At 71.5% G+C, this 26,885-nt stretch carries 21 protein-coding genes; 11 read left to right on the top strand and 10 right to left on the bottom strand.

Annotation, left to right across the window (positions count from 1 at the left end):
* Positions 1-237: 237 nt before the first annotated feature.
* From CW359_RS42960 to CW359_RS42970, 3 genes are read right to left on the bottom strand one after another with little or no spacing between them, the layout of a single operon-like run.
* Positions 238-3,753 (bottom strand): 5-oxoprolinase/urea amidolyase family protein, encoded by a 3,516-nt coding sequence (locus tag CW359_RS42960; protein WP_105975696.1) that lies wholly within the window; start codon positions 3,751-3,753, stop codon positions 238-240.
* The gene (locus CW359_RS42965; RefSeq protein WP_105975697.1) at positions 3,750-4,415 is read right to left on the bottom strand and encodes an urea amidolyase associated protein UAAP2; all 666 of its coding nucleotides are present in this window, start codon (positions 4,413-4,415) and stop codon (positions 3,750-3,752) included. Before CW359_RS42965 ends, CW359_RS42960 begins: the two co-directional genes overlap by 4 nt.
* Entirely contained in the window at positions 4,412-5,236 is an 825-nt protein-coding gene (locus CW359_RS42970) for an urea amidolyase associated protein UAAP1 (RefSeq protein WP_105975698.1), read from the bottom strand. The genes CW359_RS42965 and CW359_RS42970 overlap by 4 nt, the downstream gene beginning before the upstream one ends.
* A 268-nt stretch (positions 5,237-5,504) precedes the next feature.
* Between CW359_RS42970 and CW359_RS42975 the strand changes: the two genes are divergently transcribed.
* The 6 genes from CW359_RS42975 (at position 5,505) to CW359_RS43000 (ending at position 11,394) form a co-directional block, all read left to right on the top strand.
* Positions 5,505-6,140: a TetR/AcrR family transcriptional regulator gene (locus tag CW359_RS42975; RefSeq protein ID WP_105975699.1), complete on the top strand. Its 636-nt coding sequence runs from the start codon at positions 5,505-5,507 to the stop codon at positions 6,138-6,140.
* A 350-nt stretch (positions 6,141-6,490) separates the two neighbouring features.
* Positions 6,491-8,284, top strand: coding sequence for a sensor histidine kinase (locus tag CW359_RS42980; RefSeq protein WP_105975700.1), 1,794 nt, complete (start codon positions 6,491-6,493; stop codon positions 8,282-8,284).
* On the top strand, positions 8,281-8,688 hold the full coding sequence (locus CW359_RS42985) for a roadblock/LC7 domain-containing protein (protein ID WP_105975701.1): 408 nt from the start codon (positions 8,281-8,283) through the stop codon (positions 8,686-8,688). The genes CW359_RS42980 and CW359_RS42985 overlap by 4 nt, the downstream gene beginning before the upstream one ends.
* Positions 8,685-9,182 (top strand): DUF742 domain-containing protein, encoded by a 498-nt coding sequence (locus tag CW359_RS42990; RefSeq protein WP_105975702.1) that lies wholly within the window; start codon positions 8,685-8,687, stop codon positions 9,180-9,182. The genes CW359_RS42985 and CW359_RS42990 overlap by 4 nt, the downstream gene beginning before the upstream one ends.
* The gene (locus CW359_RS42995) at positions 9,163-9,783 is read left to right on the top strand and encodes a GTP-binding protein (RefSeq protein ID WP_105975703.1); all 621 of its coding nucleotides are present in this window, start codon (positions 9,163-9,165) and stop codon (positions 9,781-9,783) included. Before CW359_RS42990 ends, CW359_RS42995 begins: the two co-directional genes overlap by 20 nt.
* Positions 9,784-9,894: 111 nt before the next feature.
* Positions 9,895-11,394, top strand: coding sequence for a cytochrome P450 (locus CW359_RS43000; protein ID WP_105975704.1), 1,500 nt, complete (start codon positions 9,895-9,897; stop codon positions 11,392-11,394).
* An 18-nt stretch (positions 11,395-11,412) separates the two neighbouring features.
* Here CW359_RS43000 and CW359_RS43005 read toward each other — a convergent pair whose 3' ends face one another.
* From CW359_RS43005 to CW359_RS43025, 5 genes are all read right to left on the bottom strand, one after another.
* The gene (locus CW359_RS43005; protein ID WP_105975705.1) at positions 11,413-12,354 is read right to left on the bottom strand and encodes an RluA family pseudouridine synthase; all 942 of its coding nucleotides are present in this window, start codon (positions 12,352-12,354) and stop codon (positions 11,413-11,415) included.
* A gap of 32 nt (positions 12,355-12,386) precedes the next feature.
* Positions 12,387-13,787 carry a hypothetical protein gene (locus CW359_RS43010; protein ID WP_232838855.1) on the bottom strand — a complete coding sequence of 467 codons (1,401 nt, stop codon included), beginning with the start codon at positions 13,785-13,787 and terminating at the stop codon, positions 12,387-12,389.
* Positions 13,788-14,437: 650 nt separating this feature from the next.
* The gene (locus tag CW359_RS43015) at positions 14,438-15,982 is read right to left on the bottom strand and encodes an amino acid permease (RefSeq protein WP_105975706.1); all 1,545 of its coding nucleotides are present in this window, start codon (positions 15,980-15,982) and stop codon (positions 14,438-14,440) included.
* 500 nt (positions 15,983-16,482) lie between these two features.
* A complete protein-coding gene (locus CW359_RS43020; protein WP_105975707.1) occupies positions 16,483-17,331 on the bottom strand; it encodes a siderophore-interacting protein in 849 nt (282 codons plus the stop codon).
* 210 nt (positions 17,332-17,541) lie between these two features.
* Positions 17,542-18,471 (bottom strand): 5'-3' exonuclease, encoded by a 930-nt coding sequence (locus tag CW359_RS43025; protein ID WP_232838856.1) that lies wholly within the window; start codon positions 18,469-18,471, stop codon positions 17,542-17,544.
* Between the two features lie 183 nt (positions 18,472-18,654).
* Between CW359_RS43025 and CW359_RS43030 the strand changes: the two genes are divergently transcribed.
* The 4 genes from CW359_RS43030 (at position 18,655) to CW359_RS43045 (ending at position 23,479) form a co-directional block, all read left to right on the top strand.
* Positions 18,655-19,752, top strand: a complete 1,098-nt coding sequence (locus CW359_RS43030) for a quaternary amine ABC transporter ATP-binding protein (RefSeq protein ID WP_105975709.1) — start codon at positions 18,655-18,657, stop codon at positions 19,750-19,752.
* Positions 19,745-21,583, top strand: a complete 1,839-nt coding sequence (locus CW359_RS43035) for an ABC transporter permease/substrate binding protein (protein ID WP_105975710.1) — start codon at positions 19,745-19,747, stop codon at positions 21,581-21,583. Before CW359_RS43030 ends, CW359_RS43035 begins: the two co-directional genes overlap by 8 nt.
* A 522-nt stretch (positions 21,584-22,105) precedes the next feature.
* On the top strand, positions 22,106-22,675 hold the full coding sequence (locus CW359_RS43040; protein ID WP_105975711.1) for a helix-turn-helix domain-containing protein: 570 nt from the start codon (positions 22,106-22,108) through the stop codon (positions 22,673-22,675).
* 60 nt (positions 22,676-22,735) lie between these two features.
* Positions 22,736-23,479 carry a helical backbone metal receptor gene (locus CW359_RS43045; protein ID WP_105975712.1) on the top strand — a complete coding sequence of 248 codons (744 nt, stop codon included), beginning with the start codon at positions 22,736-22,738 and terminating at the stop codon, positions 23,477-23,479.
* Here CW359_RS43045 and CW359_RS43050 read toward each other — a convergent pair.
* Positions 23,406-24,587 (bottom strand): TDT family transporter, encoded by a 1,182-nt coding sequence (locus CW359_RS43050; RefSeq protein ID WP_105975716.1) that lies wholly within the window; start codon positions 24,585-24,587, stop codon positions 23,406-23,408. The two genes, CW359_RS43045 and CW359_RS43050, sit on opposite strands and share 74 nt — an antisense overlap.
* A gap of 70 nt (positions 24,588-24,657) precedes the next feature.
* Between CW359_RS43050 and CW359_RS43055 the strand changes: the two genes are divergently transcribed.
* A complete protein-coding gene (locus tag CW359_RS43055; protein WP_105975713.1) occupies positions 24,658-25,593 on the top strand; it encodes a LysR family transcriptional regulator in 936 nt (311 codons plus the stop codon).
* Positions 25,594-25,684: 91 nt separating this feature from the next.
* On the opposite strand, the gene CW359_RS43060 is transcribed toward CW359_RS43055, so the two are convergent.
* On the bottom strand, positions 25,685-26,395 hold the full coding sequence (locus tag CW359_RS43060; protein ID WP_105975714.1) for a gamma-glutamyl-gamma-aminobutyrate hydrolase family protein: 711 nt from the start codon (positions 26,393-26,395) through the stop codon (positions 25,685-25,687).
* Between the last annotated feature and the right edge of the window lie 490 nt (positions 26,396-26,885).

A 26,885-nucleotide genomic window follows, 5' to 3' on the forward strand; every position in this document is an offset into this window, starting at 1 on the left:
GTTCCCGTCCCTGGGGGCTGCGCCCCCAGACCCCCGCTTCGGCCTGAACGGCCTCGTCCTCAAGCGCCGGACGGGCTGAGTGGGTGGGTGGTGGCTGGGGGTTGATCTTTTAGCCTGTCCGGCGTTTGAGGACAAGGCCCGTTCGGGGCCGTCGCGGGGGTTCGGGGGCGGTAGCCCCCGAGGATGGGTATGGGTAGGGGCGGCGGGGGCGAAGAAGGCTGTTCTCGGTCGTGCCGCCTACTCGGTCGGCGTCAGGATCATCAACGCCGTGCCCGCCTCCACCTGGGCGCCCGGTTTCGTCAGGATCTGGTGGACCGAGCCTGAAATCGGGGCCGTTATTCGCGACTCCATCTTCATCGCCTCCAGGGCCAGGAGTGGCTGGCCCGCCGTCACCTCGTCGCCGGGGGACACGTTCAGTTGCCATACCGACGCCGCGAACTCCGCCTCGATCAGCCGGCCCCCGGCCGGGACCGTCACCTCGGGGGAGGGGGCCGCCGGGCCCGTGTCCGCCTCGCCCCTGGTGAACTCGCCCGACGCCTCCCACGCGTCCCGCTCCGCCGAGAACGCCGTGCCCTGCCGGGAGCGGAACTCCGCGATCGCGTCCGCGTTCTCCGCCAGGAAACCCTCGTACTCCGCCAGCGAGAAGACGCCCTCCTCGATGCGCGGCACGAAGCGGCCCGAGGTGATGTCGGCGCGCAGGTCAAGGAGTTCGTCCGGCTCCACCGGGTACCACTTGATGCGGTCGAAGAACCGCAGCAGCCACGGCGAGCCCGGCTCGAACGCGCCCCGCTGCTGCCAGCCCGACCACACCTGGGTCGTACGGCCGACGAACTGATAGCCGCCGGGGCCCTCCATGCCGTAGATGCAGAGGTAGGCGCCGCCGATGCCCACCGAGTTCTCCGCCGTCCAGGTGCGCGCCGGGTTGTACTTCGTCGTCACCAGGCGGTGGCGCGGGTCCAGCGGGGTCGCGACGGGTGCGCCCAAGTAGACGTCGCCCAGGCCCAGTACGAGGTACTCCGCCTCGAAGACCGTGGCGTAGACCTCCTCGACCGACGCCAGGCCGTTCACCCGGCGGATGAACTCGATGTTCCACGGGCACCAGGGGGCGTCGTCGCGAACTCCCGCCATGTAGCGGGCGATTGCCTCGCGTGTTGCCGGGTCGTCCCAGGAGAGGGGGAGGTGGACCGTGCGGGAGGGGACCGTCAGGTGGTCCGCCGGGGGCATGGCCCTTGCCATCTCCCTTACCGTGGCCAGGAGTTCGGGTTGGGGCAGTATCGACGGGTTCGTCTGGATCTGGAGTGAGCGGATGCCCGGCGTCAGGTCCGTCACGCCCTCCAGGGCCAGTTCCGTCACCGCCTCCATCAGCGCGTGGACCCGCATCCGTAGTGCCAAGTCCAGTTGCATCGGGCCGAATTCGACCAGCAGGTTGTCGTCGCCGCTGCGGCGGTACGTGATGTCGCCGTCCCGGGCCAGTACGCCCCCGTCGACAATCGCCGCTCGCCGTACGCCTGTTGTGTCCACCGGGGTGAAGCGGACCGTGTCGCCCGGTCGCAGCTGGCCCAGTTTCCAGCGTTCCGTGCTGATGATCGTCGCCGGGCACACGAAGCCGCCCAGGGAGGGGCCGTCCGGGCCCAGCAGGACCGGCATGTCGCCCGTGTAGTCGACGGCGCCCACGGAGTACGGGGTGTCGTGGATGTTGGACGGGTGCAGGCCCGCCTCGCCGCCGTCGGTGCGTGCCCAGCGGGGCTTCGGGCCGATCAGGCGTACGCCCGTGCGGGCCGAGTTGAAGTGGACCTTCCAGTCGGCCGCGTAGAAGTCGTGGATGTCCTCCTCGGTGAAGAACTCCGGTGCCGCGTGCGGGCCTTCCACCGCGCCGATGTGCCAGGTCGACGTGAACTCCGGGCGGTCGGCGGCGGGGACTGGAAGTCCCGGCTCTGTCAGCGTCCCGCCGTGCAGGACGTCGCCCGTGCGCAGCGCCCTGCCTCCGTGGCCGCCGAACTTGCCCAGCGTGAAGGTGGACGCGCTGCCGAGGAACGGCGGTACGTCCAGGCCGCCGCCCGCGAAGAGTACGTACGTCCGCAGGCCCTGGTCCGTCGGGGTGCCGATCTGCAGTACCGCGCCCGCCGGGATCGTCAGTGGTTGCCACTGGGCGACCGGTGTGCCGTCCAGTGTGATCGGTGCGGGGGCCCCGGTCACGCACACCGTCGTGGGGTGCGTGAACCTCAACGCCGGGCCCTGCAAGGTGCATTCGAGGCCTGGGGCGCCCTCCTCGTTGCCCAGGGCGCGGTTGCCCAGACGGAACGAGCGGTCGTCCATCGGGCCGCACGGTGGGACGCCCACCTGCCAGTAGCCGGTGCGGCCCGGCCAGTCCTGGACCGTGGTGAGGGTTCCGCCGGAGACCACCTCTATGCGTGGCGTCGGGTCGCTCACCCCCGCCAGGGTCGCCGTCGAGTGCGTCGCCGCGCGGAAGTCGCCGTCCGCGAGCGCCGCCCGCACCAGGCCGAGGTTCGTCTCGATGCCGTCGACCCGGGTGCGGGCCAGCGCCTCGTCCAGCCGGCGCAGGGCGTGCGCGCGGTCGGAGCCGTACGCGATGACCTTCGCCAGCATCGGGTCGTAGGAGGTGGTCACCTCTGTTCCTGTTTCCACCCAGCCGTCGATCCGTACCCCGGCCGGGAACTCCACCCGCGTCAACAGGCCCGCGCTGGGGCGGTGTTCGCGGGACGGGTCCTCGGCGTAGACGCGGGCCTCGACCGCGTGACCGCGCGGCTCGCCCGGGTCCCGTACGACGTCCTGCTCGCCGCGTGCCAGGCGCAGCATCCAGGCGACCAGGTCGACGCCGTAGATCTCCTCCGTGACCGGATGTTCCACCTGGAGCCGGGTGTTGACCTCCAGGAAGTACGCCTCCTCGCGGGCGGCGTCGTACACGAACTCCACCGTGCCGGCGGAGCGGTAGCCGACCGACGCGCACAAGTCGCGGGCGGATGCGGCGAGTTGGGATCTCACCCGGTCGGGGATTCCGGGCGCGGGGGCCTCCTCCACCACCTTCTGGTTGCGGCGCTGGAGCGAGCAGTCGCGGTCGCCGAAGGTGACCACCTTGCCGTCGCCGTCGCCGAAGACCTGGACCTCGACATGGCGGGCGCGTTCGACGAGGCGTTCCAGGAAGACGCCCGCCGAGGAGAAGGACGCGGCGGCGACGCGCTGCACCCGCTCCCAGGCGTCGGCGAGTTCGGCGGGCGACGCGCAGGCCGACATGCCGATGCCGCCGCCCCCGCCGGTCGCCTTCAGCATCACGGGGTAGCCGATGGCGGCGGCCTGGTCCCGTGCCTCCTCCAGTGATGCCAGCAGGCCCGTGCCCGGCGCCAGCGGTACGCCCGCGGCCTCGGCCGCCGCCCGGGCCGTGTGCTTCGCGCCGAACAGTTCCAGCTGCTCCGGCGTCGGGCCCACGAACACGATCCCGGCGTCCTCGCAGCGCCGCGCGAAGGCCGCGTCCTCGGACAGGAAGCCGTACCCGGGATGGATCGCCCCCGCGCCCGTCACCTTGGCCGCGGCCAGGACCAGGTCGGCGTCGAGGTACGACTCCTTCGCGGGCGCCGGGCCCAGCCGCACCGCCTCGTCGGCGAGCCGGACGTGTGGGGCGGAGCGGTCGGGGTCGGAGTACACCGCGACCGTGCGCAGGCCCAACTCTCTTGCGGTACGGATGATTCGTACCGCGATCTCGCCCCGGTTGGCTACCAGCAGCGTGTCGAAGGTCATTCCGGGCCCGCCTCGGTGGCTGCCCCGGTGCCTGTCCCGGCGATGGTTGCGGTGATGGTCATCTCCACCGGCGTCGGGTCGAAGCCGTTGCAAGGGTTGTTGATCTGGGGGCAGTTGGAGACCAGGACCAGTACGTCGCACTCGGCGCGGAGGGCGAGCCGGAGGCCCGGTGACGACAGGCCGTCGACGATGCCGAGCGTGCCGTCCTTCTCCACTGGCACGTTCATGTACCAGTTGATGTTGGACACCAAGTCCCTCTTGCCCAGGCCGTGTCTGGCGCCCTCGGCGAGGAAGTTGTCCACGCACGCGTGCTGCGACCAGGTGTGGTGGCCGTAGCGCAGGGTGTTCGACTCCTTGGAGCAGGCGCCGCCGACCGTGTCGTGCCGGCCGACCTCGTCGGCGACCACCGTCATCAGGGGCGTGTGCTCGTTCGACAGCAGGACACTGCCCGTCGTGAGGAAGATGCCCCCCTGCGCGTGGATGGTGTCGGGCGCGCTGTAGCGCACGGACGTGTCGTGGGCGTCGTACACGAGGAAGTCGACGGCCTGGTTGCCGTGCAGGTCCGTGACGGTCAGCGTCTCACCGGCGCGGACGACCGACGACCAGGCGGCGCGGGCGGGAACGATGGTCGTGCCGGTGGATGCGGATGCTGATGTGTTCATGCGAGCCCCCTCGCGGCGAGGAAATCGGCGGTGTTCAGGAACGCGCGGCGGCCCTCGGGTGTGGCCTCCCACAGGGGGTCGCCGGGGGCGGTCGGTCCCGCGCGCCAGGCCAGGACCTCCAGCGGGGTGCTGACGTAGTCCTCGCGCGGGTCGGCGGGGTGCGGGACGTTCGCGACGAGGACGGTGACGTCCTGCTCGGCGCGCAGTGTCACGCTGCCGCCGGGGCCGGCCGAGCCGGTGAAGTCGAGGGTGCCGTCCTCCCGTACCGCCACGCCCTGGAAGAAGGAGAGCGAGGGCGGCAGATCGCGCGGCTGGAGGCCGTTCTTGGCGGCGGCCAGCTTGAAGAGTTCGCGTCCTGCGGGGGAGGGCGACTGCGGGGTGCCGTCGCCGTACCGGGCTGTGTTGCGTACGAGGGTGGAGGTGCCGCACAGCGCGTCGTGGCGGCCGGAGGTGTCGGCGACCAGGGTGGCGAGGACGCGGCCCTGGTCGGAGAGGAGCAACTGCCCTTCGCCGAGGTAGGCGTTCCACTGGACCTTGACCGTGTCGGCGACGTTCAGCCGCTCCCAGGGCCGGTCCGCGGCGAAGAGGAGGAGGTGGGCGCAGGCGTCGCCGCGCAGGTCGGTGAGGCGCAGCTCGGTGCCCCGGGCCAGGACCCGGTGCGTGTAGTTGCCGCCCGCCACCGTCTCGGCCCACACCAGATGGCCCGCCTCGCAGGGTGGCGCGGGCCAGTCGGCGGCCGGGACGACGGGCATGGCCTCGGTCCGGGCGCCCTCCTGGGCACGGGCGTGGTCGCGGGCTCCGTACGTGGTCGATGTCCCCATCGGGGGTCCTCCGGCTCCAAGTCGTACTGCGGTCGTACTGCGGGCGTCGTACTGAGGTCTTACGGCTCGTGGGGATGCTCGTCGCGGTGGTCCGTGCTGGTCCGTGCCGGTCCGTGCTGGTCCGTGGTGTCGGTCGCTCCGGAACAATTTCTGTCGTGCGACAGAAATTAGGCGGGTGGCGCGACGCCGGAATTGCCCGTGCGTTTCCGCCCCGTTACCGATTGCTCACGAAGATCGCCGGACCGGTCGGTATGCGAGGATCGAACGCATGGGAACGACGGGTGGTCCGGGTGCGCGGCGGGTCGGCAGGCCACGGGCCGCGGGGCGGCCGGACAGCGGGGTCGCCCCACGAGCCGAACTGCTCGACGCCGCCGCCGAGTTGTTCACCACCCGTGGCTACGCGGCGACCACCACCCGGACCATCGCCGAGCGTGCGGGGATGCGCCAGGCGTCCATGTACCACTACGTCTCCGGCAAGGAGGAGCTGCTCGCCGACCTGCTGGAGTCCACCGTCACGCCCTCGTTGACGTATGCGCGCGGGCTGCTCGCCGACGACGCGACCCCGGCCGGGGAACGGCTGTGGGACCTGTGCCGTACGGACGTCGAACTGCTCTGCGGCGGCCCGCACAACCTCGGCGGTCTCTACCTCCTCCCCGAGGTGCGCGCCGAGCGGTTCGCGGGCTTCCACGCCGTACGGGCCGAACTCAAGGACGCCTACCGGCAGTTGCTCGCGGCGACGCCCGCCGGGAGCGCGCTGGCCAAGAGTGAGCTGGAGCTGCGGACGGATCTGCTCTTCGGGCTCATCGAGGGCGTCATCCTCGTACACCGCTCCGACCCCGAGCGTCCGGTTTCGGCCTTCGCGGAAGCCACCGCGGACGCGGCGCTGCGCATCGCCGGAATCTGAGTCCGGGCGTCTTCGGGGGCTGCGGGGGGCTTCGTTCACCCGTCACGGTGAGTGGATTTCGTACGCCCGGACGTCGTGACGCACTGTGTGCGATTGCATCCGCAGTGTGCAAATGGGGCTGAGGGTACTCCAGCCGCAAAGGGCATTTCCGAGGGTTGCCGAATATGACACGGCGTTGATCCGGTCGGACTAAGCTCGCCCGCAGCGCACCGAGTTGGTATGTATTCGTGCGCTTGTTCCAAAAAATACCGAAGATCCGGACAGTTCCCAGACGTACCCCACAGCAAGCTCCCCCAACCCCCGTCGGTACCCCAGTGGTTACCCCAGCCGATTTGTCTCAGAGGGCATACATGGTGAGTCTTCAATCGCCTCCCGGTGGCCGTGAACTTCCCTACGCGCGCGTGCTGTTGCTGCCTGCCATAGCGATGGCCGGGGCGACCGGAGCCGTCGGTGCCCTGGTGACAGGGCCGGCCCGCACCGCCGTCGGCTGGTGCGGAGCCGTCGCCACGGTCCTGGTCGTCGCGGTCGCCGCCGAGGTCGTCCGCCGTGGCCGCACCGTCCGTCAGCTGCGGGCGGAGCACGCCCGTCACACCGCGTATCTGGAGCGGCGGATCGTCGCCCACGACGAGGACTTCGTGCGGCTCGGCCGGGAGATCCTGCCCTACGCGCTCCACAAGATGGGCAGCGCCGGTTCACCCGCAGAGGTGATTCGCCGGATGGGTCTGCCGGACTCCGAGTACCACGACCTCCCGGTGCCGCAGCTCCAACTGCTGGAGTACGTCCTGCAGATCGTCGACCACGAGGAGGCCATGCGGGACGGGTCGCAGCGCGCGTTCGTCAGCATCGCCCGGCGCGTCCAGTCGATCGTCCACCAGCAGGCCAACGAACTCCGGGAGATGGAGGAGGACCACGGCCGCAACCCCGAGGTCTTCGACGACCTCCTGCGCATCGACCACGGCACCGCGCTGATCGGCCGCCTCGCCGACTCCATCTCCGTGCTCGGCGGCGGCCGGCCAGGACGCCAGTGGCCCGAGCCCGTCGCGCTGTACAGCGTGCTGCGCGGCGCGATGTCGCGCATCCTGGAGTACCGCCGGATCGACCTGACCTCGATCGCGAAGGTCAACGTCGACGGCAACTCCGTCGAGCCGGTCATCCACGCGGCGGCCGAACTCCTCGACAACGCCACGCGCTACTCGCCGCCGCACACCAAGGTGCACGTCACGGCGACCGAGGTGCAGACCGGTATCGCCATCGAGATCGAGGACGCCGGCGTCAGCCTCACCGAGGAGTCCCGGCAGCGCGCCGAGGACATGATCGCCCGCGCCCAGGCCGGCTTCGACCTCAACGACCTCGGCGAGGCACCGCGGCTCGGCCTCGCGGTCGTAGGACGGCTGTGCGAGGCGTTCAAGATGCAGATCTCGCTCAGGCAGTCCGCGTACGGCGGTGTCCGCGCGATCCTGGTCGTGCCGTCGGAGATGCTCACCACCGACCCCGCCGCGGGGCTCGCCCACGGCATCGGCGCCGCCTCGGCGCGCAAGGCGGAGGCCGGCGCGCTGGAAGGACCCAAGCGCCCGCCCAAGAAGCGCCGCCCCACCACCGGCCCGCGCATCCCGGCCTCCGTGTCCATGGAGGACGACATCCCGGAGGTCACCGAGTGGACGGAGAACGGCCTGCCCCAGCGGCGCAGCCGGGTCAAGACCCCGCTCAGCGAGCGGTACGCCCGCGCAGCCGCCGCCGAGGCCGAGATGGAGGCCGACCCGGAGCTGCGGAAGCTGTGGGAGCCCGAGTCCCAGAAGAAGCCCAAGGACGACGAGCCCCTGCCGGGCCTGTGGGTCGAGGCGTTCATGGAGGGACTCAGGGGCGACCCGGACCCGACGGCCTTCACCAGGAACCCCGACGACCCGACGACGCTGTCCGGCCACCCGGACGACGCGGCCGACTTCACCGCGTTCGCGGACGACGCGTCCGGCTTCACGGCCTTCCCCGGCGACGCCCCGTCGTTCCCGGGCGGCTCCACGGCCTTCGACGGCCACCCGGACGACCCGGCGGCCTTCGGCGGCCACCGGGAAGACCCGACCGCACCCAGTGCGACCAACCAGCAGCCGGCCCACGCTGAGGCCGACGACGAGAGGGACCTCAAGTGATCTCGCAGCGAGCCAACTTCGACTGGATGCTCAAGTCGCTCGCCGACGGCGTGCCGGGTGTCCAGCAGATCGTGGTGCTCTCCGCCGACGGCCTGCGCATCGCCCGCTACGGCGGCGACCCCGACGCCGCCGACCGGGTGGCCGCCGCGTGTGCCGGGCTGCAGAGTCTCGCGGGCGCCGTCGCGCACGAGATCCCGGACAGCGACGGCACGATGCGCATGGTCATCATCGAGGTCACCGGCGGCTACTTCTACCTGATGGCGGCCGGCCCCAACGCCTACCTGGCGGTCCTCGCCGACGTGGTCGCCGAACCCGGCAGCATGAGCCACCACATGCGGGACCTCGTCATCCGGATCGGCGAGCACCTCACCAGTCCGCCCCGGCGGAACGGTCAGACCGTATGACTCCTCCGCAGCGCCGACGGCGCTACCCGATCAAGCAGGAACCGCCCCCGGAGCCGCCGCCCCTTCTCCGCCCGGCCGTCACGAAGGCCGAGCCGGGCCCGGCGGGCACGCAGAACACGGAGGGCCAGGAAGGCCAAGGGGGTCAGGAGGGCCAGGAGGGGGAGCGGAAGAACCCCGAGCGGCTCTACGTCCTCACGGGCGCCGCCCAGGGCGGCGAGCGCGCCTCCCTCGACCTCGTCACGTTAATCGTGGCGTGCGCCGAGCCCACGCCCTCCGCCCCGCCGGAGCAGTCGGCGCTGCTCCGGCTGTGCAAGGCCCCCCTGTCCGTGGCCGAGCTGTCGGCCTATCTCAACCTGCCGTTCAGCGTGGTGACCGTCCTGCTCACCGAGCTGCTGACGGCCGAACTGGTCCAGGCGCGCGACCCGCTGATCCGCCAGTCGCTCGCCGACCGTTCCCTCCTCGAAGCGGTGATGCATGGACTTCAAAGGCTCTGACACCATCACGGGTCCACGGACCGAGGACCGCCTGCCGCACTCCACCCAGGCCGCGGTGAAGATCGTGATCGTGGGCGGATTCGGCGTCGGCAAGACGACCATGGTCGGTTCGGTCAGCGAGATCAGGCCGCTGACCACCGAAGAGACCATGACGCAGGCCGGCATCGGCGTCGACGACAACTACGGCTCCGACTCCAAGACCGCGACCACCGTGGCCATGGACTTCGGCCGCATCAGCATCACCGACCAGCTGGTGCTCTACCTGTTCGGCACCCCCGGCCAGGAACGCTTCTGGTTCCTCTGGAACGGCCTGTTCGAGGGCGCCCTGGGCGCGGTCGTCCTGATCGACACCCGGCGCCTGGAAGTGAGCTTCGACGTCATAGGGCGCCTGGAGGAACGCGGCGTCCCCTTCGTCATCGCCGTCAACTCCTTCCCGGACGCCCCCCGTTACCCGGTCGAGGACCTGCGCTCGGCGCTCGACCTGGCCCCGGAGATCCCCATCGTCGAGTGCGACGCCCGGCGCCGCGCCTCCAGCCGGGACACGCTGATGACGCTGATGCGGTTCCTGCACTCGCTGGAGATGCGGAAGGCGTCGGTCTGAGCGCGGCAGTAGGCAACCCGGCACACCCTCAACTCATCCAACTCATCCAACTCTGCCAACCCTTCTGACCCTTCTGACCCCGGATCCACCTCAGTTTTCGGAGCGATCACCGTGACGCCTGACCCCCACACCCCGACCGGCACGGACGACACCGCCCTCAGCCCACCCCCCGGCTGCCCCGCGCACGCCGGGGGCCCCGGCGGCCTGCGCCGGCTGTACGGGCCCGAGGCCGAGGACCTGGCGGCCGTGTACGAGAAACTGCGGGCCGAGCACGGGCCGGTCGCCCCCGCTCTGCTCCACGACGACGTGCCGATCTGGGTGGTGCTCGGTCACGGCGAGAACCTGCACATGCTGCGCACCCCCTCGCAGTACAGCCGCGACACCCGGCTGTGGACCTCCTTGCAGGACGGCACGGTCAAGCCGGACCACCCGCTCATGCCGCACGTCGCCTGGCAGCCGCTCTGCAGCCACGCCGAGGGGGACGAGCACCTGCGGCTGCGCGGCGCGGTCATCGGCGCCATGTCGACCATCGACCACCGGGGGCTGCGCCGCCACATCAACCGGGCGACCCAGCACCTCGTCAACCAGTTCTGCGAGCAGGGCAGAGCCGACCTGGTGAGCCAGTTCGCCGAGCATCTGCCGATCCTGGTGATGTGCGAGATCTTCGGCATGCCCGACGAGTACAACGACCGGCTCGTCGAGGCCGCCCGTGACCTGCCCAAGGGCACGGCGACCGCCATCGACAGCAACGCGTACATCATGGACGTCCTGACCCGGCTCACCGTCGAGCGGCGGGCCAGTCCCCGGGACGACTTCACCAGCCATCTCATCAACCATCCGGCACGGCTCACCGACGAGGAGGTCAGTCAGCACCTGCGCCTCGTCCTGATCGTCGCCTGCGAGAGCACCGCCAACCTCCTCGCCAACGTGCTGAGGGTGGTGCTCACCGACCCGCGGTTCCGCGCCCAGCTCAACGGCGGCCAGATGACGGTGCCCCAGGCGGTCGAGCAGTCCATGTGGGACGAGCCGCCGTTCAGCGCCCTTCTGGGCTACTTCGCCAAGCAGGACACCGAACTGGGCGGCCGGCGCATCCGCAGGGGGGACGGCCTCCTCCTGGGTATCGCGCCGGGCAACGTCGACCCGCGCGTTCGTCCCGACGTCAAGGCCAACATGCACGGCAACCGCTCCCACCTCGCCTTCAGCGGTGGTCCCCACGAGTGCCCGGGCCAGGACATCGGCCGTGCCATCGCCGACGTCGGTGTCGACGCGCTGCTGACCCGCCTTCCGGACGTCGAACTCGCCTGCGAGGAGCACGAGTTGAGCTGGCAGGCGTCCATCTCGAACCAGCACCTGGTGGAACTGCCGGTGAAGTTCGGCCCCAAGCCCGGGCAGGACGTCCTGGCGCGACCCACGCACCCGGTGCCCGCGCAGCGTGCCGCCGCCTGGCAGTCCGCCGTACCGCAGCGCAAGAAGGAGGCTCCGGAGCCCGTGGCCCCGGCCCCCGAGCCGGTACCGGCGCCGGTACCGGCGCCGGTACCGGTACCGGCGCCCGAACCGGTGGGTCCGCCGGGAGTGTTCCGGCGCCTCCTGCGCTGGTGGCGCGGCGACTGAGCCGGACCGGCACCTGTGCTATCCGGCCCACCCGTCGTACGACGACCAGGCAGCCAGCGTCCGCGGGCTGACGAACCGGTGTGCGCGCCCCGTGACCGGATCGGTGAACTCCAGTGCCCGCGCCAGCAGTTGGAGCGGGCGCCGGAAGTCACCGGCCGGCACGGGGCCGGTCACCACGGGATAGAGGGGATCGCCGAGGATCGGCACCCCCAACGCGCTCATGTGCACCCGCAGTTGATGGGTCTGTCCGGTACGCGGTGTCAGCCGGTACCGGGCCCGCCCGTCCCGGTGCTCCAGCAGCTCCACCCGGCTCTCGGCGTTGGGCTCGCCCGCCACCTCGCGAGCCGCCAGAACCCCGCGCTCCTTCACGATCCGGCTGCGCACGGTGCGCGGCAGGGCCAGCGCGGGGTCGTACGGCGCCACCGCCTCGTATTCCTTCGCCACCCGTCTGTCGCGGAACAGCGACTGGTACGCGCCGCGTTCCTCGGGCCGCACGGTGAACAGCAGCAGCCCGGCCGTGAGTCGGTCCAGCCGGTGCGCCGGGCCCAGCGCCGGGATGCCCAGCTCCCGCCGCAGCCGCGCCAGGGCGGTCTCGGTGACATGGCTGCCGCGCGGGGTGGTGGCCAGGAAGTGCGGCTTGTCGGCCACCACCACATGGTCGTCCCGGTAGAGGATCTCGACCGCGAACGGCACCCGCACCTCGTCGGGCAGCTCCCGGTGGAACCACACGAACATGCCCGGTACGTACTCCCTGTCCCGTGTCACCGGACTTCCGGCGGCGTCCACGATCCGCCCCGCGTCCAGCATGTCGTCGATCACCCCGGCACCGGCCGTCAGCCGCGCCACGAGATGGTCCCGTACGGTCGCCCACGCGTCGCCGGGCGGCAACCGCACCCGCATCGGGTCCACCCCGTCGCGCTGCGGCAGGGGAGAGGGCGGGGGCGGAGTACGTCGTCTCATCACGATCAAGCGTACGAGGCGGCGGCCTCGGCTCAGGGGATCGCTTCCGCTCCGTTCCGGCCGGAGAACAGGGTGCTGTTGTTCCGTACGGCCGCCGCGCAGGCGAGAGCGAGCCGCTGCAGATCCGCCACGTCGAAGTGCGCGTCCCAGCGGCCCTGGAGCCAGCCGCGCACGATGGTCGAACTGTCGGAGTAGAGCCTGTCCAGCTCCCTCCCGACATCGACCGGACCGGCCTGCTCCGAACAGCCGCACTCGGCCCGGGAGAAGTGGTCGGCCAGTCGGGGCGCGTACGTCCAGTCCGTGCTCGGCCGGAGCTTCTTGCGCACCGTCGTCTCGGTGCCGTCGTGCACCCGTTCGCGGCCACCGCGTGCGTAGAGGCAGGTGCCCACCACGAAGCCCGCGACCACGCGTTGCCACTGCTGTCCGGCGACCGCGCAGGTGTGGCTCAGACAGACCTCCAGGATGTCCCAGAGCTGTTCCGTGTCGGGCAGCCGCAGGCTCAGGTTGTTCTGGTTGCCGTTGTCGGTGTCCCGCCCCCCGTCGATCAGGTCATGGGCGAGTACGGCGACCATCGTGGCCTCGTCGACGATCTCCCGGAAACGCTCCGAGACGTCGTCGCGGACGGTGTAGATGTGCACCCCGATGTCGGCGCCCCTGATCCGGATGTACTCCTCGGTGCTGAAGAGGGCGGGCAGTTGAAGGATCCCGGTCAGATTGTCGACGAACTGGACCGCCCCGCACTCCACCTGCGCGGCGACCACCAGTTCGCCGTCGTCCCCGTACAGCCGCACGCACTCCCGGGACGCGGCCACCGTGTCCTGGGCGAGCCGGACGATCTCGCCGCCGTGCTGGGCGGCTCCCGTGTAGTACTCGCTGATTCCCGCCAGAACGCCCCACAGGAACGTGCTCTTGGCTTCGAGGGCGGTGCTCGACCCGGGATCGGTGCACAGCGCGGTGAACAGCCCCGACATCTCCATCGCGAACGAGTAGTGGGGCGTATGGCCCACGGCCCGCCGGCACCACTGCTCGGCCCGGCCGACGGAGAGTTCCTCCCGTATCCCGACCGGCGGCGGACTCGCCGAACCGCGCACCAGCCGGTCGCACGCGAGGGTGAGCAGTCCGCCGGTGTCCCGGCCGAGGAGCGTCTGCCAGTTCACCCCCCGCTGCTCACGGCGCAACAGGGCGCGCAGGGCCCGGAGGCCGGGGGCGGAAAGGATGTCCAGAGTCGAGTTCGGCGATCCCAGCAGGGACCGACTGGCGTTGGCGGCCTTCGCCTCGATCGTGTGGGAGAGCATGCGGGACAGCGGCCGGGCGTCGAGGTCGGACAGGAGGTGCTCGATCGAATTGCGCCACTTCGCGGGGTCGTGGCTCGGTACGGCCCGCTCAGGTGTTCCGAGGCCCGCCGTGCTCGTCAGGATCGGCGCGTCACCCATCCGGTGCCCCCTCGGTCCGCGGGCTGCCTCCACCGGCACCGCTCCTCGGCCGGCGGTGCCGGCCGCCGGCCGCCGGGGGCGCGTGGAGGCGGGAGGGTAACCGCGAGGCGGGCCCCGAGGGCGCCGACAGGGCGAGCCGGCCGACCGTGTTCCGCTGCCGTGCGCCAGGTACCGCGTACGAGGAAGTGCTCATGGTTGCTGATCTCCTGTCGCGTGTTCGAGATCTGGCATGAACATCTGGCATGAACAGTCGTGCTTCGGCGCCTCCGGTTCAGGCGGCACGCCGAATCGGAGGCCCCGAGGTGGGATCGAGCCGTCAGTGGCACCTGACCGACGGCCGGGACGGACTACACGCTGTGCTCGGTACGCCGCGAACTCTGCGCCGACGCAGTCGTGTTGCAGGTGGTGAGGCCGTGGATCATCTCCACCCTCCAACGCCCCCACGGGTTTCGTCAACTGTTCGATTATGGCTGACGTCGGTCCTGCGTTCTCGGTTCGGCTTCGGGCACCCTCACATGCCGTCAGCTCATCCTCACAAACCACCACCTCGCACGATGCGTTGGTTTTCGGCCGCCGGAAAGGGCGTGCGACCCGGCGCACGGAGTGCACCCCCTGACCTGCGAATGCGCGGTCTCACACCTCCCGGCCGCTCAGTGCGCCCCGGGTGCGGCAACTGCGGGGTTCCTGCGCCGGGCGCGCACCAGGCGGTACACCACCCCGCCCCCGACCGTGCCCGCCAGGAACAGCACCGTGAACCACTGGAAGTACCAGTGCCCGCCCGCCGGGTCGTACACCGCCGCTCGCGGCCAGGCCAGGTTGACGGTCATGAGGAGGCCGTAGAGGAGGGCCAGGATGTTGACCGGGATGCCCCAGCGGCCCAGGGAGAAGAGGGGCTTGCCCGTCTCGTCGGTGCCGGTCGTGGTGAACGTGCCCTTCAGGCGTCGTACGAGCAGCGGGCCCGTCACCATCGCGTACGCCAGGTACAGCATCACTATGCATGTGGTGCCGATGGCCAGGAACGCCTCCGGGGACGCGAAGTTGAGGAGGAGCAGGGCCGCCGCCAGGACGCCCACCACCAGGGCCGGCGCGCTCGGCATGCCCGTGCGCGGGTTGACCTTGGCGAGGCGGGCCGAGAAGGGGAGCTGGCCGTCCCGGGCCATCGAGAACAGCATCCGGCACGCCGACGTCTGGATCGCCAGGGTCGCCACCGCTATCGCCACCACCACGTCGGCCAGCAGCGCGCGGCCCACCCCGTCGCCGAGGCTGCTCGTCAGGACGTAGCTCAGGCCCTCGACGCCGAGCCGGCCGTCGGTGAGGCTCGGGGCGGCGAGCAGACCCGCCAGGATGATCAGACCGCCCAGCAGGCCCGCCGAGGCCAGCGCGGTGAGGATCGTGCGGGGCGCGGTACGCCGGGGGTTCCGCGTCTCCTCGCTCATCTCGCCCGCGCTGTCGAACCCGATCATCACGTACGCCGCCGTGAACGAGCCCACCAGCAGCGCCCCGAACAGGCCCGACTCCAGGGCCGTACCGGTGTGGAAGGTGATGCCCGGCGTGCGCTCGGAGTGGGTCAGCAGCAGGACGACGATCAGGATCGCGCCGATGATCTCGGCGGTCACGCCGATACGGTTGATCAGGGACATCGCGCGGTTGTCGATGACGTTCACGAACGTCGTCAGGGCCAGCAGGACCACACCCCAGATCGCCGCGTTCGCCGCGCCGCTCGCCGAGGTGGGGGCCGGGTCGTCGCCGACGAGCTGGAAGCCGGACCAGATCGCCGGCAGGACGACCTGGAGGGCGAGCGCCGCCGCCGCGACCACCACGATCTGCCCGATCACCATGATCCAGCCGGCGAACCAGCCGAAGGTGAGGTTGGAGAGCCGCGACGACCACTGGTAGATCGCGCCGGAGATCGGGTACTGCGCCGCCAGTTCCGCGAAGCACGCGGCGACCAGCAACTGGCCGATCAGCACGGCCGGCCAGGCCCAGAAGAAGACGGGGCCGCCGAACGCGTACCCGAAGGCGAAGAACTGGAAGACGGTGGTCAGGACGGAGATGAAGGAGAACCCGGCCGCGAACGAGGCGTACCGGCCGAGGCTGCGGTGCAGTTCCTGGCGGTAGCCGAACTCGGCGAGGGAGCCGTCGGCGGACGGCTCCGGCGGGTCGGGGCGTACGTCGGGGTCAGCGGTGGTCGTCACGGCGGGACCTGCCTTCGGCGCGTAATTCCTGTCGGGTGACAGAAATTAGGGAGGCGCTGTTTCGCAGGGATGTCGCCGCCGTGTCGAGGCGGGGCCCAAGTCCTCACGCGCCGGCGGCGACCGGGCGATCGGGCAACTGGGGGAGGGGGGGGGAGGAGCGGGCGGGGGGTGGTTCAGTCGGTTCGGCTCGGCGGCGTGCCGGTGGCTCGGCGAGCGTTTCCGTCCGGTGCTTTCCGGACGTGGTGAAGTGTGGCGCGGGCGATCTCCACCCGCCAACTGGGGTGCGGGGGCGGGGAGTTCGAGGCCGTTGTCGCCGGTCCGGGGAGGGGTGTGCGCTCAGTGCGGCGGGGGCATGCGCTGGCCGTGGCGCCCGCCGGTGAGCGGGGCCCGGGTTCGTGCGGGCCCCGGTGACTCACCGGCGGGTGGGAAGCCGCCGGGTGCTCAGGGGATCGCCGGTGTTCGTCGGGAAGTCGCCGACGGGCACAGGGCGTCGGCGGTGCTCAGGAAGCCGCCGGTTCGGCGGACTCCTGCTCCGCCTCGACCTGCGCGTTCCACTCCCGCTTCGACGCCTGCCAGCCGTCCTCGTTGTGGCCGAGGCGCCAGTAGCCGGAGATCGAGAGGTCCTCGCGCGGGATCTCGCGCTCCACCCGCAGCAGTTTGCGCAGCTCCTTCACGAAGGCCGCCTCGCCGTGGACGAAGGCGTGCACGCGGCCGGCCGGGAACTCCAGGGCGCGTACGGCCTCCACGAGGGCCTGGCCCAGGGGGCGTTCGCCGCGGTGCAGCCAGCGGACGTCCACGTCCGAGTCGATCTTCTGCTCCTCCTCGGGGCCGGCGATCTCCACGAAGGCGTACGCCTTGGCGCCGTCGGGCAGCGACTCCAGGGCGCAGGCGATGGCGGGCAGCGCGCTCTCGTCGCCGACGAGGAGATGCCAGTCGGCCTCCGGGTCGGGGGCGTAGGCGCCGCCGGGGCCGCCGAAGTAGACCGTCTCGCCCGGCTGGACGCGCATCGCCCAGGGGCCGGCGATGCCCTCGTCGCCGTGCAGGACGAAGTCGAGGGTCAGCTCGCGCAGTTCGGGGTCCCAGGCGCGCACCGTGTACGTGCGGGTCACCGGCCACTGCTCGCGCGGGAACTCCGCGCGGACGCGCTGCATGTCGAAGGGCTCCGGGTAGGTCACGCCCTCGGCCGGGAACAGCAGTTTCACGTAATGGTCCGTGCGGGTGCCGGCCGTGAACTCGGCGAGACCGTCGCCGCCCAGGACCACGCGTTGCATGTGCGGGGTCAGCCGCTCGGTGCGGACGACCTGCGCGGAGTGGGTCTTCGGAGCCCTGCGTTCCGGGCGCTCTGCCATGACGGCCTCCCTGTTCCCATTGCTTAGGCTTACCTAAGTTAGCATCTCCCCCTTGGAATTCCCTGTTGCCCGAGATGTTTTGTTCAGTGAAGACTTCTCAAAAAGAGAGTGATGTTCTCTGGAGTGAGGATGTCGTTCTCGTCGGGCGAGGGCGTCGTGCCTGATGGTGGGGCACGAGTACATGGTGCCTCGCCCCGCGGAAGCTGCGCCTCACCTTCCCAGTGTCGTGAGCAATCTCTCCAGCGAACCGCCAAGTCCCCAGCGGGCGGCGAGCGCGTCGAGCGCCTCGGGGTCGCGGGGAGTACGCGGCACCGCCGTGTTGACGTCGGGCAGCGGGACATCCCCCGCGACCAGCACGACCTTGGGCGCGACCTCGACGTACGGCCGTGCCTCGTCGAGCCGTTTCCGCTGTGACGGCGTCAGCTTCGCCTTCGGATCGTCGACCGCCGCCATGATCCCGGCCAGGTCGCCGAACTCGGCGAGCAGCTTCGCGGCCGTCTTCTCGCCGATGCCGGGCACACCCGGCAGGCCGTCGCTCGGGTCGCCGCGCAGCAGCGCCAGATCCGCGTACCCCCGCCCGTCCACGCCGTACTTCTCGCGCAGCCATGCCTCGTCGGTCAGCTGCAGGGTGCCCACGCCCTTGAGCGGGTACAGGACCCGCCGCCCGCGCGCGTCGTCGACCAGCTGGTACAGGTCCCGGTCGCCGGTGACGATGTCCACGGGGCCCTCGGCCCGCGCGGTGAACGTGCCGATCACGTCGTCCGCCTCGTAGCCCGCGACGCCCACGCGTGCGATCCCGAGCGCGTCCAGCACCGCCTCGATGATCGGCACCTGCGGCGACAGGGTGTCCGGGATCTCCTCCTCGTCGGGCCCCAGCTCGCGCTCCTCGGCGACGCGGTGGGCCTTGTACGAGGGGATCAGGTCGACCCGCCACTGCGGACGCCAGTCCGCGTCCATGCAGGCCACCAGGTGGTCCGGGTGGTGGTCCTTGACCAGGCGGTCGATGAATTCGAGCAGCCCGCGCACGGCGTTCACCGGCGTGCCGTCCGGAGCCTTCACGGACTCCGGGACGCCGAAGTAGGCGCGGAAATAGAGCGAGGCGGTGTCGAGGAGCATCAGTCGTCCGGTCACGCCTCGCATCATGCCGTACGCCACTGACAGTCACTCCGGGTCACCCGTGCCCGAGGTCCGTGTTGCTCCTGCGGAGGCCTTGTGAACTGGCCCACTCGCCCGTTTGCCCACGTCGGGCACGGGCAGGCGCGGCCAGGACGAACGGTTGCCCACGCAACCCTCGTAACGGAAAGACACGACCGAGGAGCACCCTTGTCATCCAGGCTTGAGGCCGAGCATCTGTACAAGGTGTTCGGCAGACGACCCCAGGACGCGGTGAAACGGCTCGAACAGGGAACCGACCGCGACGAACTGCGTGAGGACGGCACCACGGCCGCCGTCATCGACGCGTCCTTCCGAGTGGAGCCGGGCGAGATCTTCGTCGTCATGGGCCTGTCCGGCTCCGGCAAGTCGACGCTGCTGCGCATGCTCAACGGCCTGCTCGAACCCACTTCCGGACACGTCAGCTTCGAGGGCGAGAACCTGACCGCGCTCGGCGACCGCGAGCTGCGCGCCGTACGGGCGAACAAGATCAGCATGGTCTTCCAGCACTTCGCGCTCTTCCCGCACCGCAGCGTCCGCGAGAACGCCGCGTACGGACTGGCCGTGCAGGGCGTGCCCCGCGCCGAGCGCGAGCGTCGCGCCGGCGAGGCGCTCGCCCTGTGCGGTCTGGCCGGCTGGGAGGACTCGTGGCCCGACGAGCTGTCCGGCGGTATGCAGCAGCGCGTGGGCCTGGCCCGCGCGCTCGCCACCGACGCCGATCTGCTGCTCATGGACGAGTCGTTCAGCGCGCTCGACCCGCTGATCCGCCGGGACATGCAGGACCAGCTCCTGGAACTCCAGAAGACCCTGAAGAAGACCATCGTGTTCATCACCCACGACCTCAACGAGGCCATGCGCCTGGGCGACCGCATCGCGGTCATGCGCGACGGCCGCATCGTCCAGACGGGCACCGCGGAGGACATCCTGGTCCGCCCCGCCAACGACTACGTCGCCTCCTTCACCAGGGACGTCGACCGCTCCCGCGTCCTCACCGCGGGCGCCGTCATGGACCCGGAGACCCAGGGCGACGAGGCCGACTGCGACTGCCCGACGGCGACGCCCGACTCGCCGTTCACCGAACTGTGCGCCCTCAGCGCGCGCGTGCCGCACGCGGTCGCCGTGCTCGACGAGGACGGCGAACTGGTCGGTGTCGTACCGAGCCGGCGCCTCCTCGGCTTCCTCGGCGACCGGCAGGGGGACCCCGAGTCCTGTACCGGCTCGCACGATGCGCACACCGCGCGCGGGGGGAAGGTGACCGCCGGTGCCTAGGATCCAGCTCGGCGACTGGGTCGACGACGGCGTCAGCTGGCTCGTCGACCACATGTCCTGGCTCTTCGACGCGATCAAGACGGTCGTGGAGGGCCTCTACGACGGCATCGACGCGGTGCTGACCGCCCCCGAGCCGCTCCTCCTGGCCGGCATCCTCGCGGTGGCCGCCTGGTGGCTGCGCGGCCTCGTCGCGGGCGTCCTCGCGTTCGCCGGATTCGCGCTCGTCGACTCGATGGCCCTGTGGGACAAGGCCATGTCGACGCTCTCCCTGGTGCTCGTCGCCACCCTGATCGCCCTGGTGATCTCGATCCCGCTGGGCATCTGGGCGGCCCGCTCGCGGACGGTCAGCGCCGTCGTACGGCCCGTCCTGGACCTGCTCCAGACGATGCCGTCGATGGTGCTGCTGATCCCGGCGATCCTGTTCTTCGGGATGGGCGTCCCGGCGGGCGTCGTCGCCACCCTGATCTTCGCGCTCGCCCCGGGCGTACGTATGACCGAACTCGGCATCCGGCAGGTCGACGCCGAACTCGTCGAGGCCGCCGAGGCGTTCGGCACCCCGCCCCGCGACACCCTGCTGCGCGTGCAGCTGCCGCTTGCGCTGCCGACGATCATGGCGGGCGTCAACCAGGTCATCATGCTCGGCCTGTCCATGGTCGTCATCGCGGGCATGGTCGGTACCGGCGGCCTCGGCGGCGCCGTCAACGAGGCCATCGGCCAGCTCGACATCGGCCTCGGCTTCGAGGCGGGGCTCGGCATCGTCGTCCTCGCCATCTACCTCGACCGGATGACCGGCGCGCTCGGCGCCCAGATCTCCCCGCTGGGCCGCCGCGCCGCCGCGAAGGCCCGTACCGCGGGCAACGCCAAGGTCTGGAACCACCGCCCCAGCCCCGCCATGGCACTGGCCGGCGTGCTCGTCCTGGCGCTCGTCGCGGGCGGGCTCGGCGTCTTCGGCTCCTCCGCGCAGGACAGCCGGGCGACCGGCACGGACGTGGGTCAGGGCAAGAAGGTCACCATTGGTTACATCCCCTGGGACGAGGGCATCGCCACGACGTTCCTGTGGAAGGAGCTGCTGGAGGAGCGCGGCTTCGACGTCACGACCACCCAGTACGCGGCAGGGCCGCTCTACACGGGCCTGGCCACCGGCCAGATCGACTTCCAGACGGACTCGTGGCTGCCCGTCACCCACGCCGAGTACTGGAAGAAGTACGGCGACCAGCTGGAAGACCTCGGCAAGTGGTACGGCCCCACCTCCCTGGAGCTGGCCGTCCCGTCCTATGTGAAGGGCGTCGACTCGCTCGCCGACCTCAAGGGACAGTCGTCGAAGTTCAAGGGCCGGATCGTCGGCATCGAGCCGAGCGCCGGAATGATGGGCCTCCTCAAGGACAAGGTCCTGGGGGAGTACGGCCTCGGCGACGAGTACCAGGTCGTCGACGGCTCCACCCCGGCCATGCTGGCCGAACTCAAGCGCGCGTACGCCAAGAAGGAACCCATCGCCGTGACCCTCTGGTCGCCGCACTGGGCGTACAGCGACTACGACCTGAAGAAGCTCAAGGACCCGAAGGGCGCCTGGGGCAAGGGCGACGGCGTGCACACGCTCGCCCGCGAGGGCTTCGCCGACGACAACCCCGAGGTCGGCGCCTGGCTGAAGGACTTCTCCATGACCGAGGAGCAGCTCACCGGTCTGGAGGCCGGCATCCAGCGGGCGGGCAAGGGCAGTGAGCAGGACGCCGTCCGCACCTGGCTCAAGAAGAACCCCGGACTCGCCGAGAAATGGGCACCCACCGGCGCCGGTGAGGGGAAGACCGGTGCCAACGGGGTATCGAACAACTGAGGGAGCCGCTCAAGGAGGGGTGGGTCGAACCGGAAGGCACGCGCGCGTGTGCGGGTGTTTTCCGGCGAGGCCCACCCCTCTCGGCGTTTCCGGAAGCCGGGACGGCGGGCCGCCGGGCCGCCGTGAGGACGGGGCGACGGGACGGACGGGCGCGTTCCGTGTACGAGAGGGATTCGGACAACCACGGAGCGCGATGTCCTCCCCCTGACCCGGCCGCCGCGAAGGCCGGTCCCGCTGGTCAGCTCCGTCGCACGCGCGCGCGTGGCGACGCCCGAAGCGGCCGGGGGGCTTCTCGACTGGCGCGAACCGTGAGGGTCGCACCCGACCCGGGGTGGCACCGATGTGACGGGCGCATGAAACGGTTTGACGAACATGCGTAGGGTGCAAGGAACTCATCAGGGAACGCGTCGTGCACGCTTCGGGGTCGATCCGGCGAACAGCCACCGAACACGCGGCGCGATGCGCTGTGATGGGACGTACGCAACCAGGACGCTACGACGAGCCGAGGAGGGAGCCGGAGCGATGGGCGACCACAAAGAACAGCCCCTTCGGGTGGGCGCGGCCGTCCGGCGGCGGCGCCGGGCGCTGGAGCTGACCCTCGCCGTCGTGGCCGAGCGCAGCGGCCTGTCGGTGCCCTTCCTGAGCCAGATCGAGAACGAACGGGCGCGGCCGAGCCGCAGCTCCCTGGAGAAGGTCGCCGACGCCCTGCGCACCACCGCGGTCGAACTCCTCGCGGCGGCCGACCCGGCGTGCAGCGTCGACGTCGTCGTCGCGGACGCCCTCGAACCGGACCCCGACGAGCCCCGGGTGCGCTCCCTGGTCCGCGGTCACCAGCAGCTGCACGCCATGGAGTTCATCGGCGACCACGACGCCGGCCGCGAATTCCAGCACCGCAACGACGAGTTGATGTACGTCGCCGACGGCGCCGTCGAGGTGGAGGCGGAGGGCCGCGCGTATCGCCTCGGCCGTGGGGACACCCTGTACCTGACGGGCGGGGTGCGGCACCGCTGGCGGGCGACCGTGCCGGACACCCGGGTGATCGTGGTGGCGGTGGGCGAGCACATCGAGGCGGTGCAGGAAGGCCGCCGCTGAGGCGGGCGACGCGACCATGAGAAACGTGACCACGAGAACCGTGACTGTGAGCACGCTGCCATGAGGGTGATCTCGCTGGTGCCGTCCCTGACGGAGGCGGTGGCGGTCACGCTGCCCGGCGTCCTGGTCGGGGTGACGGACTGGTGCAGCCACCCGGCCGACCTCGGCGACGGCGTCGAGCGCGTCGGCGGCACCAAGAACCCCAAGGTCGAACGGATCGTCGCGCTCGCCCCCGACCTGGTCGTCGCCAACGAGGAGGAGAACCGCGAACCCGACCTCGCCGCCCTGCGCGAGGCGGGCGTGGAGGTGCTTCTCACCGAGGTACGGGACGTGCCGCAGGCCTTCCGCGAACTGGAGCGCGTGGTGACCGCGTGCGGGGCGGACACCCGCCCCCGGTGGCTGGACGAGGCGGAGACGGCATGGTCGGCGCCGGAGCGCTGGTGGCCGACGGCGACCGGCGATCGTACGACCGCGGTCGTGCCGGTCTGGCGGCGGCCCTGGATGGTCGTCGGGCGGGACACCTTCGCCGGTGACGTGCTGGCGCGACTGGGCGTCGACAACGCGTACGCGGGCCACGCCGAGCGCTATCCGCGGGTGCCGATCGAGGAGTTGGTGGCCGCTGCGAGGCCCGGGATGGTGGTCCTGCCCGACGAGCCGTACCGCTTCACGGCCGAGGACGGGCCCGAGGCGTTCGCGGGGGTGCCCTGCGCGCTCGTCAGCGGACGCCACCTCACCTGGTACGGGCCGTCACTGGCCGAGGCGCCCCGGGTGCTGGGCGAGGCCCTGCGAGCAGCTCACCGCTGACCAGGCCCCGGACGGTACGGGCGGCTGCGCCGCTCCAGGCGGCCACGAGCAGGACGTACAGGGCGATCGCGAGGACGTCGAGGACGGCCAGTCCGGTGTGCCGGCCGAGGCTCGCCGCGCCGGTGACACAGGTGCCCACCGGGAAGGTGAACGCCCACCACGTCATCGAGAAGCCCATGCCCCGGCGCCGGGCGCGCAGCACCAGCGCACCGGCGAGGGCGAGCCACAGCAGCGCGAAGCCCATCACGGGGACGCCGTAGAGGACGGCTGCGGCAGCGGCGGTGGCCTGTGGGACGGGGACGACTCCGGGGGCGAGGTCGGCGAAGTGGCCGGCGGCGGTGGTGGACTGGCCGAGCGGGCCCAGCGCCAGGAACAGCGTCGGGGTGAGCGCGAGGGGGAGCGGCGAGGCCGTCGAGACGAGCCGGGCGAGGACGAGCGGCAGCATCACGAGCGTCGCGAGCAGACTCAGCCCGAACATGGCGAGACAGGCGACGAACAGGGTCGACCGCCACTGCCCCGGCGGGAGATGGGGCACGAGCAGCGGGCCGAGCGCCGCGGACACCATGGGCGCGACGACGGGGAGCAGCCATACGGGGCTGGCGGCACCGCCTCGTACGACCAGGAGGTACGGGACGGCGACGGCGGCGACGAGTCCGACGACCGTCCCGGCGCCGAACAGGACGGCGTCCAGGGCGACGGCGGCCGGAAGCCCGATCCAGTCCCGGCCGACGACCAGGGCACCGCCCCCGACGGCGGTGAGGGCCATCGCGAGACAGCCGTAGAAGGGCGCCGTCGCCGGGTCGCGGAGGTGGGCGCGGGCCTGGTCGTGGTGGTGGATCCAGTGCAGGGCCCGGGCGCAGAGCAGCACGAGGAGGAGGGCGAGGGAGAGGGCCCAGAAGGCCGTGCAGACGGTACGCAGTCCAGGGACGCCGTCCGCGCCGGGGAGCCCGGCGCCCGCGGTGCCCACGATGGCGGTGCCCATGACGGGGGCGTACCAGTTGGGGCCGAGGTGGCGGAGGGCGCGGAGGGTGTCGAGGGGGAGGGGCCGGAGGGTTCGGGACTGGGTCCGGGGGAGTGTGCGGGGGACTGCGGGGGCTGCGGTGGCCATGTCCTCACGGTCGCTCGGGGTGGGGGCGGTCACCAGGGGGTTCGGTTGTATGAGGACATAAGCTGGATCTATGGGTGATGTGGCGGGCAGGGCGGAGGGCAGGGCCTCGCGGTCGGCGGGGGTCGCGCACCGGGTGCCGGATCTCGGCGCGATGGAGCTGCTGCTTGCGGTGGCGCGGCTGGGGAGCCTCGGCCGGGCGGCGCAGGAGCTGGGGGTCACGCAGCCGGCCGCGAGCAGCCGTATCCGGTCGATGGAGCGGCAGTTGGGTCTTGCCCTGGTGGACCGTTCGCCGCGCGGGTCGCGGCTCACCGATGCCGGTGTGCTCGTCACCGACTGGGCGCGGCGGGTCGTGGAGGCGGCGGAGGCGTTCGATGTCGGCGCGCAGGCGTTGCGGACGCGGCGCGACTCCCGGCTGCGGGTGGCGGCGAGCATGACGATCGCCGAGTACCTGCTGCCGGGCTGGCTGCTCGCCCTGCGGGCGCTGCGTCCCGAGACGGCGGTGTCGCTGCTCGCCGGGAACTCGACGACGGTGGCCGAGCGGGTCCTGGCCGACGAGGCCGACCTCGGCTTCGTGGAGGGCACGGGGGTGCCGAGCGGGCTGGACTCGGTGGTCGTCGCGAAGGACCGGCTGATCGTGGTGACGGCGCCGGGGCATCCGTGGGCACGGCGGCGGAAGCCGGTGGGGGCGGAGGAGTTGGCGGCTACGCCGTTGATTTTGCGGGAGGAGGGGTCGGGGACGCGGCAGGTGCTGGACACGGCGTTGGGTGGGTTGGCGCGTCCGCTGATCGAGCTGTCGTCGACGACCGCGGTGAAGGCGTCCGCGGTGGGTGGGGCGGGGCCGGCGGTGTTGAGTGAGCTGGCGGTGGGGGAGGAGTTGTCGACTCGGCGGTTGGTGTGTGTGCCGTTGGCGGGGGTGCGGTTGGATCGGGAGCTGCGGGCGGTGTGGCCGGTGGGGCATCGGCCGGTGGGGCCGGCTCGGGAGTTGCTGGGGTTGACGCGGGGGTAGGGGCTTTTCTTCGCCCCCGCCGCCCCTACCCGTCCCATCCCTGGGGGCTGCGCCCCCAGACCCCCGCTTGTCGGCCTGAACGGCCTCGTCCTCAGACGCCGGACGGGCTGGAGTGCCCCACCAACGCGTCCATCACCCGCAAGTCCTCACCCATCTCCGGATGCCACTGCACCCCCAGCACCCACCCCGCACCCGACTCCGCCACCTCCACCGCCTCCACCGTCCCGTCCTCCGCGTACGCCGACGCCACCAGTCCCCTCCCCAGCCGGTCCACCGCCTGGTGATGGAACGTCGGTACCGACGTCTCCTCCGGTACCGCCTCCGCGTACAGCGTGCCCGGTACCGGTTTCACGGAGTGGCGGCCGAAGACGCCGGGCGTCACCGCGTGACCGTCGATGTGCTGCACCAGCGTCCCGCCCAGGGAGACGTTCAGCAGTTGCATGCCCCGGCAGATGCCCAGCAACGGCGTCCCGGACGCCAACGCCGCCTCGATCAGCGCCAGTTCCCACGCGTCTCGCGCCTCGGCGGCCGGTCCAGTACGGGGGTCGCGCTCGGCGCCGTACCGGGCCGGATCGACGTCGGGACCGCCCGCGATCACGACCCCGTCGAGCCGGGCGACCGTCGCGGCGGCGTGGGCCGGGTCGTCCGGCGGAAGCATCGCGGCGATACCGCCGGCCCGCTGCACGAGCCGCGGATACCCGGCCGGCAGCAGCGCCGCGGGCAGCTCCCACGCCCCCCAGCGCGCACCGGCCTCCAGATACGTGCTGACGCCGATGAGCGGTCGTCGTCCGGCGTTCGTCACGAGGGCCTCCCTGGCATCCAATGGCGTACAGCCATACCTTTGCCGACCCGCGCCCTCCAGGGCAACCCACGTCTCACACGCCGAACGCCCCCACACCGGACCCGCGAGACCTGCCGGACCCGCGAGACCTGCCGGACGCGCCGGACCCGGCGAACCCGCGAGATCTGCCGGACCCTCCAGACCCTCCAGACCCTCCAGACCCTGCGAACCTGCGAGATCTGCCGGACCCGGCGAACTCGCCGGACCCGCCAGACGCGGCGGACCCGGCGGACCCGACCGTCACGCCGCCACGCACCGAACCGCCCTCATGCCCGCCGTGCCCCGAAGCCCCTGCTCCCGAAGCTCCCCGAAGCCCGTCACGCACGGCTCGCCCCAAGCCCCCTGTCCCCCCAAGCCCCCTGCGCCTCCGCGCCCCAGACCCCCGCCTCTGAGCCATGAACCCCCGCAGCGACGCCGCCGCCTCTGAGCCAAGAACCCCCGCGCCCCAGAC

Origin of the sequence: Streptomyces geranii (assembly GCF_002954775.1) — a bacterium.
In the GTDB taxonomy this organism is placed as follows: domain Bacteria; phylum Actinomycetota; class Actinomycetes; order Streptomycetales; family Streptomycetaceae; genus Streptomyces; species Streptomyces geranii.

Excerpts from the sequence above, each read along its gene's own strand:
- CW359_RS42960 (WP_105975696.1), bottom strand. The coding sequence starts at position 3,753 with ATGACCTTCGACACGCTGCTGGTAGCCAACCGGGGCGAGATCGCGGTA.
- CW359_RS42965 (WP_105975697.1), bottom strand. The coding sequence starts at position 4,415 with ATGAACACATCAGCATCCGCATCCACCGGCACGACCATCGTTCCCGCC.
- CW359_RS42970 (WP_105975698.1), bottom strand. The coding sequence starts at position 5,236 with ATGGGGACATCGACCACGTACGGAGCCCGCGACCACGCCCGTGCCCAG.
- CW359_RS42975 (WP_105975699.1), top strand. The coding sequence starts at position 5,505 with ATGGGAACGACGGGTGGTCCGGGTGCGCGGCGGGTCGGCAGGCCACGG.
- CW359_RS42980 (WP_105975700.1), top strand. The coding sequence starts at position 6,491 with ATGGTGAGTCTTCAATCGCCTCCCGGTGGCCGTGAACTTCCCTACGCG.
- CW359_RS42990 (WP_105975702.1), top strand. The coding sequence starts at position 8,685 with ATGACTCCTCCGCAGCGCCGACGGCGCTACCCGATCAAGCAGGAACCG.
- CW359_RS42995 (WP_105975703.1), top strand. The coding sequence starts at position 9,163 with ATGGACTTCAAAGGCTCTGACACCATCACGGGTCCACGGACCGAGGAC.
- CW359_RS43005 (WP_105975705.1), bottom strand. The coding sequence starts at position 12,354 with ATGAGACGACGTACTCCGCCCCCGCCCTCTCCCCTGCCGCAGCGCGAC.
- CW359_RS43010 (WP_232838855.1), bottom strand. The coding sequence starts at position 13,787 with ATGGGTGACGCGCCGATCCTGACGAGCACGGCGGGCCTCGGAACACCT.
- CW359_RS43020 (WP_105975707.1), bottom strand. The coding sequence starts at position 17,331 with ATGGCAGAGCGCCCGGAACGCAGGGCTCCGAAGACCCACTCCGCGCAG.
- CW359_RS43025 (WP_232838856.1), bottom strand. The coding sequence starts at position 18,471 with ATGCGAGGCGTGACCGGACGACTGATGCTCCTCGACACCGCCTCGCTC.
- CW359_RS43040 (WP_105975711.1), top strand. The coding sequence starts at position 22,106 with ATGGGCGACCACAAAGAACAGCCCCTTCGGGTGGGCGCGGCCGTCCGG.
- CW359_RS43045 (WP_105975712.1), top strand. The coding sequence starts at position 22,736 with ATGAGGGTGATCTCGCTGGTGCCGTCCCTGACGGAGGCGGTGGCGGTC.
- CW359_RS43050 (WP_105975716.1), bottom strand. The coding sequence starts at position 24,587 with ATGGCCACCGCAGCCCCCGCAGTCCCCCGCACACTCCCCCGGACCCAG.
- CW359_RS43055 (WP_105975713.1), top strand. The coding sequence starts at position 24,658 with ATGGGTGATGTGGCGGGCAGGGCGGAGGGCAGGGCCTCGCGGTCGGCG.